The following is a 10,214-nucleotide window of genomic DNA, read 5'->3' as shown; positions in this document are numbered from 1 at the left end:
GGGTTCACGGCTGCGCGCGACGTTCACGACGTCGTCGCGGAACTCCTTGGGATAGGGCTTGGGCATGGTGTACATCCTTCCATCGACGCCTCTCAGCGCCACAGATCAGGTGTCACCGAACCGTGCATCAGTCCCCATGGCCCCGGCCACGGTGAAGAACTACACCTGGGACCTCGAACGGTTCCTGGATCTGTTGCCCGGTACTGTCCTGCACACCACGGAATCGGTCACCGGGGAGGAGATCGATCAGGCCTTACGGGCCTTTGCGCACGGCACGGATCACCACGCCGGCACTACTACTGCGCTCGGGCAGAGGAGTCGGGTGCCCGGGCCCGTCACTGACACAGACGTCACGGTCTCCCGGTCAACCCTGCGGATGCGCCGGTCGATCGCCCGGTTCTTCACCTACGCCGTGGAACAATCGTGGGCCACTGTGACCCCCCTGCGTGGCTCCCGAACGGTGCCGGCGGAGGAGACAGTGCTGCGGCGAGAACGGACCGCCTTGGGCGCCGAGCAAGCCCACGCCCTGCTCACCTACGGACCCGGCACCGCAGAGACCAACAAGCAGCATGACCGTGACACGGTTGCCCTGGGCTTGCTGACGATGCTGGGCTTGCAGGCCGGAGAGGTCGCCAGGCTCGACATCAACCACTACACCGTTGCTTCCCCGGACGCCTGTGCCCGGCTGCAGGTCATCGGCAGGGCCGGTAGCGGGCGCGTGGTGCCTGTTCCCCCGCAACTGGCCCAGCAGATCGATGCCTACCGTGCCCGGCTCGGCGAGGAAACCCCCGCGCCGTTGCTGCTGTCCCCCACCGGTCGACGCCTCGCGGCGCGCGACATCGAACGCCTCGTGGAACGAGCCGTGAAGCGCACCCAAGCCACCGATCCTCAGCACGCCCGAGCGGTCGTGCCCCACGGTCTACGCCGGACGGCAGCGACCCTGATGCTCAACGAAGGATGGGACATGCAGGCAGTGGGACACATGCTGGGTCACCGATCAGTGAGCACCACCCTCACCTACCTCCAAGACGTCCCCCTGCCCACCATCGGCGCCTCCACCGGAGACCGCCGGCAAGCGGACTCCCCCTCATCGGGTGTGACATGAGCCGGGTGCGGCGACACGAGGTTCGATGCGTGCAGCCGAACTCTCATCTCGTAGGACCGCCAGATACGTGACCCGGCCGCTGAGAACCTCACCGGTGCTCCACTGCCCTGCCTGCGTGAGCGGTGCTGCCTCCCAGGATGGAGGGGACTTCGAGGGGGCGATCCGGGCGAGACGTGCTGCTGTGATGGGCGCCCTGGCAGCAGGTGCTGATGCTGGTGACCGAGGTGGTTGCGGATCGTTGGGGCCGGGGCGGTGATCTGTACCGGAGCGGTGCCCGAGGAACCGTTTCGAAGATTTCGGGCCAACACGTCGATCGCGGTCGGTTCCCGCAGCTGGGCCCGTTGCAGGTCCACGCTCAGCCTGGCTTCCGGGAACGTGGTTCGGGCGCGGGCGATCAAGGGTGGCAGGGCCTGTTGGTTGGTTTCGGTCAGGGTGCCGGCCACGTCCAGTGTCACGTGCCGGCCGTCCAGGTCGATGTGGACCAGAACGGAAAGCTTGGGGTTCATCGTGAAATGTATTCCTTGTGTCAGTTGTCAGTGGCCATTTCGCGGTCCGCCCCCGAAGATCTCGGTGTGACGACCGTCAGATGGATTCACGTTGTCCTTCTAGGGGTCCGGAACATCAATTGACGGAGCCTTGGTCAAGGTTTTGAGGGACCGTTGCGTGAGGGCGCTGGTCCTTGAGGTGATCGGAGTCAGCCCCGGAGCAGTCCGGCAAGCACCCTGGCTTCGCTGATCTCTGGGGTTCTCGTGGCCGTGAGCAGCGTGATCGGCCCTTTTTGCGCCAGTTCACGTAAATGCTGGAAAGCTTCTGCTCGCTCGGGTTCTTTCATTTCGGCGCGGTAGCGGACGCTGAACTCTTCGAAACGTTCCGGGACATGCCCATACCACTGGCGCAGCGATGTCGAAGGAGCTATCGCCTTGCACCACTCGTCGAGGGCCGCTTTCTTCCGACTCAGTCCACGGGGCCACAGGCGATCGACCAGCACACGGGTGCCATCGGCCGACGAGGCTGCTTCATAGACTCGCCGGACCCGCACGTGATAAGTGGTCATGCTTATTTCTCCTGGGTTCCGACTCGTGCGTCCAGGGCATCAATCAGCATCCGACGGCGGTCCAGGGTGACGGGATGGGGGCCTGCCGGATCGGTGAGGTATTCCCAGTCGAGTTGGCTGCAGATCCGGCTGTGCAGGACCTGCAATTGCGTCACTGTCAGATCCGCCAGGCTCTCCGGGAAGGCATCGGTGGGTTCGAGGTAGATCCACTCGGGTGCGACAGGCCCCTTGGCGCAGTCGCCAAGGGAATCGAGAGGATGGACAGGATAGGTCTGCACATTAGCCACAAGAAAAACTTTCTGGTCAGTCGCCTGTCTCGGGGATCTCCTGACTGGGCGTTCCGGTTGTCGTTCGCCATCTCGGGTCGCCATCGGCACCTGAAGGCACTGTCCTTCCGACTATATCCCTTTCTCCAGTTTTGAATTATTCCGCCCCCAGGCGGAAGTAATCTTTCAGGGCAGGGACGCGCTGATTTCGAACAATCATGTTTCCTCATCCACGAGTGTCCTGGAAGAAAAGGTGTCCCTGCGCAATGCACAGCGTCTTACGCGCGATAAGTTTAGGTTTTTCAACCGAAGACATACGAGGAACTTCTCGTACAATAACGTCGATGGGTCGTTATGAGTTGTCGTAGTCTTCTCATATCCAGAACTTCCCGTATCCGGGCTTGAGATCCGGACGACGGCAGCCAAGGGCCGCCTGAAGCATCGGGCATGCCCGCCGGCGCGTCCCCGCTCGCCCAGCGGACTGACGTGACCGGTGTCGGAGCCGTTCCGGGGATGTCGTCCCGCTTGGTGCTCGACAGACCCGGCGCTCCGATCCCTGAGCTGCTGGAATACTTTTGAGGCGAAAGGTACCCCGTGGGTGCCTCGACAGCACCGACCCCCAGGCCGTTCCGGCGATGTCAGCCGCACCTGGCCGAAGGCGAAGATCATCGCCGCGGTCAGCGGCCCTCGGCCGACGGAAGCAGAGCGGGCGAGCTTTGCTCAACGGATGAATGGGCCGTAGGTCTTCATCCAGGCGTTCAGCCACTGCTCCAATTGATCGGAGTTCCAGTCCGGGGCCTGGACTTCCAGCGCATCGGGACCACGACGGAACACCGACACGACACCGTCGAGGCCGGCGAGCTTGTGCGCCATGATGCCCACCAAGGAGGTACGACGGGCGGCGAGAACAGGATGCACGCCGACGTCAAACCCGTCGGGTTCAGCCACGACCACCACCGGGGATCCCCCCGATAGTGGATCCACCTCCGCACCGGTGCGCAGATCGGCGATCACACGCTCCGCGTACTGCTCCAGTTCGCTCTCGCGCAGCGACTGCTGACCGCACTTGAGCCGCAGCATCCCGGCCATCGGCAGGGTCGGGACGAAGATCTGGTGCCCATTGCCGGTGAGCACCGGGTGGTGGTGCAGATGATGGCCGGGGTCCTGTGGGGAACCGATGACCCACTGGGCGTTCGGGGCTCCGGCGATGAGGACGACGGCCAGATAAGAGACCAGCCCGTCCAACAGCAAGAACATCGTCCGTGACGGCACCCGCGCACTGGTCACGGTGTGCCGAGCCCACGAGGGCCACCGCTCACGCGGTTCCACCGGGGAGGACATGAGCTCTGCCCGGCGGTCAACGATCCAGCGCCACAGCGATGTCAGGGAGCCTGGGGTGGCATCGAGGAACTCGTCCGGGTCGAGTCCCCGCCCGGCCAGTTCCGCGCCCAGACTCCGCAGCGCCGGGCCGCGCTCGTCCAGAAACTCCTCCAGTGCGGCCGCGGCCTGCTGCCGGCTCATCTGCCGGTAGTGGGTCATCGGCATGGCTTCCACCGTAACCGCGCGCGAGGAGCTCCGTTCATTGTGTCGGAGCCAACCCCGGTCGCGTGTTCGCGGGAACACATAGCCCGCACACACGGGGAGGTATGAGCACACTGCGCATGGGCGTCATGGGGCGCCTCGACCAACTGCGCGACGTCATCGCGGCACACGACCGGGCCCCCCTCGCGCCGCACCGTTTAGCAGGCAGGACCAACCAGGGCGGATAAGCCTCCACGCACCAGAACACGAAACCCTCACCGGGCATTCGGTGCACCACCAACTGGACAGCGCCACGACGATCAGGCCGCCTGGGCACCGGGGCTGCCCTCCTGTTCCTGGCCCTGTTCGGTCTGGCCGGAGTGTACGCGAGCCACTCCCTGCCCGAGGTGAGCCACGGCGCCTGAGGCCGGCCGGCTGCCCCAGCGGCCGTCGTCGTCCTTGTTGTCGTCCTTCGGTGCTTGCACCGATTCCGGGAGTATCGCCCCGCTCTCGGCCGGGCCGCGACGTTCCCGACGGCGCAGGCTTTGCCCGTGTCCGGACCTTCGGCAGGGGCCGATCAGGTCATCCGTACGGGTCCTGGGTTCCGACTCGGGCATCCAGGGCGCCGATCAGCGCGCGGCGACGGTCCAGGGTGATGGGGTGCGGTCCGGCGGGGTCGGCCAGGTATTCCCAGTCGAGCTGGCTGCAGATCTGGCTGTGCAGGACCTGCAGCTGGGTCACCGTCAGATCGTCCAAGTGCTCCGGGAACGCCTCGGTGGGCTCGAGGTAGATCCACTCGGGCTCAACACGGTGCGAGGCGGGGCCGGCCTGGGGATCGAGAGGGTGGACAGGGTAGGCATGCAGGGTCGCCAATCGGGGCTCTTTCTGGTCACTCGCCTGTCTCGGGGTGTTCCTGACTGAGCATTTTGGTTGTCGTCTGCCACACCGGGGCAGAGACGGCACCCGGAAGGCACTGTCCTTCCGACCACAGCCCGTTTCCTCGTACCCCGCCGGGGTTTCCGCCGCGGGGCCTACGGCTGGACCGGTCGCACGGAGCCGTGGAATCCTGCTCGCGCGTCCAGGGCGAAGACCACTTTGCAGTACCGGGCCATGGTCACCGGGTGGGGAACGGCAAGATGCTGCAGATGATCACGGTTGAGCTGGCGGCAGAGCCTGCTGTGCAGCACCTGCAGCTCCGAGAGGGCCAGCCGCGACAGGTCTGCGGGGAAGCCGGCGGTGGGCTCCAGATAGATCTCCTCGGCATCATGGAGGTCGAGGGGGTCCCAAGGCTGAACAGGGTGGGCGGAACGGTGGCTCAACAGGCGCTCTTTCTGTCGGATCGCCTGTCTCGGGTNATGGAGGTCGAGGGGGTCCCAAGGCTGAACAGGGTGGGCGGAACGGTGGCTCAACAGGCGCTCTTTCTGTCGGATCGCCTGTCTCGGGTGGCTCTCCTGACGGGGCGGGGTGGTGGTCTCCGCCCCATCAGCGCGCCGGTCGCGCCCGAAGGGCAGCACTGCTCCGACCATAGTGTCCCGCCGGTGGTAAGGCGAACCGCGGGGGCGGCACCGGTCGTGAGCCGGCGTCGCCGCCGACGGAACCAGGAGAACGGAGACACCATGGGTCTCCCGGGACGCGTCACGGACGTGCCGTCCAAACCCATTGACCCCGAAGTGGTCCGTACCCAGAGCGGCGGGCAGGAGGCCGGATCGTGTCCTAGTTCCCGTCCTCCGAGAGGATCGATCTCCCCGCGCGGGATCCGCTGTCACCGGGTGCGGCCTCGGCAAGCACCTCCTCCAACCGTTCGTCACCCAGATAGGTCAGGGCAGTGAGGATGCCTGTGATCCTGCGGCGCTCACCATCGTCGAAACGGGTGGAGTCGAGGATGTCGCTGACCCACAATCCGTCCATGGCCAGCCGCACGATCACCCCGATGATGCCCGCCGGGTGTCCCGGATCCAGATCCTCCCGGTCCATCCGGCGATTGAGCTGGACCAGGGACTCGGCCAGATGAGGCCTGGCCACCGCCGCGTGCAGCAGCGCCACCTGGTCGCGGTTGCTGTTGTCCCGCACATCGGAGAACGCCTGCACATAGGCCCGGTCATCGGCACCGTCCGGAACATGGTCCTGCTGGACCCAGTGGTCCAGTTCCTCGACGAGCTCCGTCATCACCGCTTCGACGTGCTGCTCGATCTCTTCACTCGGCGTCTCCGGCCTGAACATGGCTCCTCCAGTCGCTCGGGAGAGGACACTCCGTGCGAGTCCGCTCACAGAAAGAACAAGTCTACTTTGCTGTTTCCGGGGACACCTCATGGGACTCGGCCGAGCAGCAGCTAGTCCTACACTGAGGCCATGTCGGCCATGTCGTGGCCCAGGGATCTTCCCCGTCTGCTCCGGACCCGGGTGCGGTCGGGTGTACGCCGGGTCCGGAAGTCCTTTTGGCACGCCGTTCAGATGACCGCGGGTGGAATCGCGGCTTTCGCCATTGCCCAGGAGCTGTTTGGCCACGAAGGTCCGATCTTCGCGGCGACGTCAGCCATCATCGTTATGGGCTTTTCGCATGACCCGCGGCTGCGCCGAGTACTGGAAGTGGCCATCGGGTGCACCGTCGGCATCCTGGTGGGGGATCTCCTGCTGAAGGTGCTCGACGCGGGCCTGTGGCAGGCCTCCGCGGTGCTGTTGACGGCCATTTTGCTGGCCCGCTTCCTGGACAGTGGGTCGCTGTTCTCCACCCAGATGGCGATTCAGTCGGTCCTTGTGGTGCTGCTGCCGGTCCCGGCAGGAGGGCCTTTCACCCGCAGCGTGGATGCCATCGTGGGAGGCTCCGTGGCTCTGCTGATCACAGCGCTGGTGCCCCGCGATCCCCGGCGTGAACCCCACGCGAACGTCCGGCGGGTGCTGGCCGAGCTAGCCAAGGTCCTGCAGAGGGCCGCCGTCGCGTTGGAAACCAACGACGCGACACCGGCCTGGCACGCCCTGGTGAGGATCCGGAAAGCCCAACCCCTGGTCGACACGCTGCAGGAATCATTGAATTCAGCCCAGGAAGTCGCCCGGCTGGCGCCGGCCTATCGACGACATCGCACCGAACTGGAAGACCTGAACCGGTCACTGGACTTCATCGAGCTCGCCGTCCGCAACAGCGACGCGCTGGTGCGACGACTCGCCTCGGCCATCAACAACGCCGCTCTGAGCGAGGAAGCCATGGACTCCCTGCACGGGCTGCTGATCGACACCGCGGACGCGGTGGAGACCTTCGGCCGCGCCCTCACCGAAGCCGACGCCGGAGGAGGCTCGGAACTGGACATGCGCCGGACCCGGGACGAGCTGATCGCGGTGGCTGCCAGGTTGCATCCGGACCCGCTGGGGGTCCGGGGTCTGCAGGGCGAAGGCGCGATCCTGCTGCTGCGGCCGCTGGTGGTGGATCTGCTGGAGGCGACCGGGATGAGGCACCGGACGGCGTCCGGCTACCTGCCGAAGCTCCACTAGCCGACACGGTGCTCGAGTGGCGTTCGGCGTTCACGGCCTTCACATCGGGGATCCGCATGCCTTCGACGCCGATCGGATCGCCGCGATCGACAACATCACCCGCAGCACGGGGGCGGGTGCAACCTCCTCCGTCGTGTGCCCTCGGGGGGTTGCTGAACGGTCGTCGTCGACCCGCGCCCCGCTGCGCCCGATCCGCGGCGTCAGCTCACGCGCCGGCAGGCGGACTCGCTCGTGTAGGTGAGGACCACCTCGTCGTCCTCGGGGCGTTCCCGCTCGGGACTCCACCGGCCGGGGGAACGCCCGGCGTTCTCGACCGGTGAGGCGTCCTGCCGGGTCTGCCCTAGATGTAAGAGGGCATGTCCTTATTGGCTCGGGCCGGAGTGCGTGAGGCCGTCTGCTGAGTGCGCGACACCGCCTGGGGTGTCGCACCGGTGGCGAAGTTTCAGCACCACCGCAGCGGGAGTGAGCGGCAAAGCAGGAAGCGCCCCCCGGCGGTGCCGGGGGGCGCTTCCTCACGGTGACGCCGCCGTTCAGGCGGACGTCGAAGATCTCAAATGGAGATCAGTGCGTCATCAGGAGATGACGGTGATATTCGCGGCCTGGGGGCCCTTGGGGCCGTCCTGGGTCTCGAACTCCACGCGCTGGTTCTCCTCCAGGGAGCGGAAGCCGCCGGAGTTGATCGCGGAGAAGTGCGCGAACACGTCCTTGGAGCCGTCCTCGGGGGTGATGAAGCCGAAGCCCTTGTCGGCGTTGAACCACTTCACGGTGCCAGTANGCGCGAACACGTCCTTGGAGCCGTCCTCGGGGGTGATGAAGCCGAAGCCCTTGTCGGCGTTGAACCACTTCACGGTGCCAGTAGTCATGAGTGACCTACCTTTCTGAAAAAACGGAGCGTCCCCGGCGATCGGGGTGCTCGGGCGTTGCGATGCCTGCCATGAACGTCTTCTCAGAACAACTGCTGCACCCGGTGGTCGGGCGAACTGCTTGAAATGCGAAAAACGAAACTTCAACAACTGGGTCCTACTGTACGCGGGTCGGCCCGGATGCGCAGTGACGGCAGACACCCCCAGTCGCGACCATGATGCGGGTGCCCCACCACGACGACATGCCTGTTCATACGCCCACTGAGGAACCCGTGGCGGCACCAGGGCTGGTCCATAGGATGCGAATTGACAACGATGTCGCATCGCAAGGGGCCACCATGCTTACCGAATCCGATTTCGCCTACGTCAGCGCAGCAGAACTCGCACGCCGGGTGCGTGAACAAGAGCTCACCTCTGTCGAGCTCATCGACATTTGCATCGACCGGATCGAGAAGCGCAACCCGAGCCTGAACGCCTTCGTATACAAGGGCTTCGACGATGCCCGGAAAGCCGCGAAGGATGCCGATGAGGTGGTGCGCTCCGGCGCCGAGCTGGGTGTCCTGCACGGGGTTCCGACCGCCATCAAGGACTTGTTCGACTTCAAGCCTGGATGGCCTGCCACCTTCGGTGGGGTGCGGGCACTGAAAGATTTCTCCCTGGACAGCTACTGCGTCTTCGCCGAACGGGTGGAGAAAGCCGGAGCGGTGATCGTGGGCAAGACGAACTCACCGGTCATGGGCTACCGCGGAGCCTGCGACAACCCCTTGTTCGGTGCCACCCGTAATCCGTTCGACACCTCCAGGAACACCGGCGGCTCCTCCGGTGGTAGCGCAGCAGCCGTGGCTGACGGACTGGTGCCGTTCGCGGAAGGCACGGACGGCGGAGGCTCCATCCGCATCCCGGCCGCCTGGTGCGGTCTCTACGGGTACAGGCATCCTTCGGCCGCGTCCCCTCCGTAGTACGCCCCAACGCCTTCGGCAGCACGATGCCGTTCCTGTTCGAGGGCCCGCTCACCCGCGCCGTCGAAGACGCCGCCCTGGTACTCAACGCAATTTCCGGACACGACCCCCGTGACCTCTTCAGTCTCGACGACGGCCCACACGACTTCACCACCGACGTGGGCCGGGACATCTCAGGCATGCGGATCGCCTACACCCCCGACTTCGGCATCTTCCCGGTCGATCGCCGCATCCGGGAGGTCGTCGACCGGGCGGTGCAGGTCTTCCGAGACGCCGGCGCCATCGTCGAAGAGGTCAACATCGACATCCCCTACGACCAGCGCCAGCTCAGCGACCTGTGGTGCCGACAGATCATGCTGGTCAACGTGGGCGCCTTCGAAAACTTCAAGAGCAACGGCCTGGACCTCCTGGCTGATCACCGCGAGGACTTCCCGGAGGGATACCTACGCTGGGCCGACCACGTCTACGGCATGTCGATGGCCGAGCTCAACGAGGACTACGTGATGCGCACCGCCGTCTGCGACGCCATCCAGGCCGTCTACACGGATTTCGATCTGCTGGTCAGCCCGACCCTCAGCGCGATGCCGGTTCTCAACGCGGACGAGCCCGGGGCCACCGTCGGCCCCTCCGAGGTGGAAGGCGTGGAGGTGGATCCGTACATCGGGTGGTGCCCGACCTACCTCACCAACTTCACCGGCCACCCGGCTGCTTCAATTCCTGCTGGGCTGGTGGACGAGCTGCCGGTGGGCATGCAGATCCAGGGACGTCGGTACGCTGACGGTGACGTTCTGGCCGCCAGCGGCGCCTACGAGAAGCTGCGACCCTGGGCCGACACGTACGACCGCTGCCGGCAACGCAACCTGTAGCGCGGTAGGCCAACCCCGCAACACGGCCCGCCGCTAACGGGCCATATGTAAAGCCGGTAAGGGTGAACGGTTCCCGGTTGGATGTCTTCTAGGGTGT

At 65.5% G+C, this 10,214-nt stretch carries 12 protein-coding genes and 1 pseudogene; 5 read left to right on the top strand and 8 right to left on the bottom strand.

Annotated features, from left to right (window positions below):
• The first annotated feature begins 151 nt into the window (after window positions 1-151).
• Complete coding sequence (locus H488_RS32690) at window positions 152-1,105, top strand: tyrosine-type recombinase/integrase (RefSeq protein WP_190274523.1); 954 nt, start codon at window positions 152-154, stop codon at window positions 1,103-1,105.
• Between the two features lie 209 nt (window positions 1,106-1,314).
• The gene (locus H488_RS37250; protein WP_150110387.1) at window positions 1,315-1,734 is read left to right on the top strand and encodes a hypothetical protein; all 420 of its coding nucleotides are present in this window, start codon (window positions 1,315-1,317) and stop codon (window positions 1,732-1,734) included.
• Window positions 1,735-1,799: 65 nt separating this feature from the next.
• On the opposite strand, the gene H488_RS36695 is transcribed toward H488_RS37250, so the two are convergent.
• From H488_RS36695 to H488_RS32665, 6 genes are all read right to left on the bottom strand, one after another.
• Window positions 1,800-2,159 (bottom strand): DUF488 domain-containing protein, encoded by a 360-nt coding sequence (locus H488_RS36695; RefSeq protein ID WP_081615836.1) that lies wholly within the window; start codon window positions 2,157-2,159, stop codon window positions 1,800-1,802.
• Window positions 2,160-2,161: 2 nt separating this feature from the next.
• On the bottom strand, window positions 2,162-2,446 hold the full coding sequence (locus tag H488_RS32685) for a hypothetical protein (RefSeq protein WP_017834449.1): 285 nt from the start codon (window positions 2,444-2,446) through the stop codon (window positions 2,162-2,164).
• A gap of 699 nt (window positions 2,447-3,145) precedes the next feature.
• Window positions 3,146-3,970, bottom strand: a complete 825-nt coding sequence (locus H488_RS32680) for a hypothetical protein (RefSeq protein WP_017834448.1) — start codon at window positions 3,968-3,970, stop codon at window positions 3,146-3,148.
• Window positions 3,971-4,528: 558 nt separating this feature from the next.
• Window positions 4,529-4,819, bottom strand: coding sequence for a hypothetical protein (locus H488_RS32675; RefSeq protein WP_017834447.1), 291 nt, complete (start codon window positions 4,817-4,819; stop codon window positions 4,529-4,531).
• A gap of 158 nt (window positions 4,820-4,977) precedes the next feature.
• Window positions 4,978-5,265: a hypothetical protein gene (locus H488_RS37245; RefSeq protein WP_146200270.1), complete on the bottom strand. Its 288-nt coding sequence runs from the start codon at window positions 5,263-5,265 to the stop codon at window positions 4,978-4,980.
• Window positions 5,266-5,659: 394 nt separating this feature from the next.
• Window positions 5,660-6,166, bottom strand: coding sequence for a hypothetical protein (locus H488_RS32665; RefSeq protein ID WP_017834445.1), 507 nt, complete (start codon window positions 6,164-6,166; stop codon window positions 5,660-5,662).
• Window positions 6,167-6,295: 129 nt separating this feature from the next.
• Here H488_RS32665 and H488_RS32660 point away from each other — a divergent pair, with 129 nt between their 5' ends.
• On the top strand, window positions 6,296-7,429 hold the full coding sequence (locus H488_RS32660) for an FUSC family protein (protein WP_017834444.1): 1,134 nt from the start codon (window positions 6,296-6,298) through the stop codon (window positions 7,427-7,429).
• A 572-nt stretch (window positions 7,430-8,001) separates the two neighbouring features.
• Here H488_RS32660 and cspE read toward each other — a convergent pair.
• Complete coding sequence (gene cspE, locus H488_RS37500; protein WP_031283524.1) at window positions 8,002-8,214, bottom strand: transcription antiterminator/RNA stability regulator CspE; 213 nt, start codon at window positions 8,212-8,214, stop codon at window positions 8,002-8,004.
• Between the two features lie 30 nt (window positions 8,215-8,244).
• Window positions 8,245-8,292: pseudogene (locus H488_RS38090) on the bottom strand (cold-shock protein); the annotation flags it as partial.
• Between the two features lie 338 nt (window positions 8,293-8,630).
• Here H488_RS38090 and H488_RS38265 point away from each other — a divergent pair.
• Window positions 8,631-9,251 carry an amidase gene (locus H488_RS38265; RefSeq protein ID WP_202804028.1) on the top strand — a complete coding sequence of 207 codons (621 nt, stop codon included), beginning with the start codon at window positions 8,631-8,633 and terminating at the stop codon, window positions 9,249-9,251.
• Between the two features lie 26 nt (window positions 9,252-9,277).
• Window positions 9,278-10,117 (top strand): amidase family protein, encoded by an 840-nt coding sequence (locus tag H488_RS38260; RefSeq protein WP_202804027.1) that lies wholly within the window; start codon window positions 9,278-9,280, stop codon window positions 10,115-10,117.
• Window positions 10,118-10,214 lie beyond the last annotated feature (97 nt).

The organism is Kocuria sp. UCD-OTCP (assembly GCF_000349605.1).
GTDB lineage: Bacteria > Actinomycetota > Actinomycetes > Actinomycetales > Micrococcaceae > Kocuria > Kocuria rosea.
The sequence above is the reverse complement of the archived record's forward strand: the minus strand, read 5'-3'. Positions and strand labels throughout refer to the sequence as shown.

Coding starts and splice junctions, on each gene's coding strand:
- H488_RS37250 (WP_150110387.1), top strand. CDS start 1,315: ATGCTGGTGACCGAGGTGGTTGCGGATCGTTGGGGCCGGGGCGGTGAT.
- H488_RS38265 (WP_202804028.1), top strand. CDS start 8,631: ATGCTTACCGAATCCGATTTCGCCTACGTCAGCGCAGCAGAACTCGCA.
- H488_RS36695 (WP_081615836.1), bottom strand. CDS start 2,159: ATGACCACTTATCACGTGCGGGTCCGGCGAGTCTATGAAGCAGCCTCG.
- H488_RS38260 (WP_202804027.1), top strand. CDS start 9,278: ATGCCGTTCCTGTTCGAGGGCCCGCTCACCCGCGCCGTCGAAGACGCC.
- H488_RS32665 (WP_017834445.1), bottom strand. CDS start 6,166: ATGTTCAGGCCGGAGACGCCGAGTGAAGAGATCGAGCAGCACGTCGAA.
- H488_RS32660 (WP_017834444.1), top strand. CDS start 6,296: ATGTCGGCCATGTCGTGGCCCAGGGATCTTCCCCGTCTGCTCCGGACC.
- H488_RS32680 (WP_017834448.1), bottom strand. CDS start 3,970: ATGCCGATGACCCACTACCGGCAGATGAGCCGGCAGCAGGCCGCGGCC.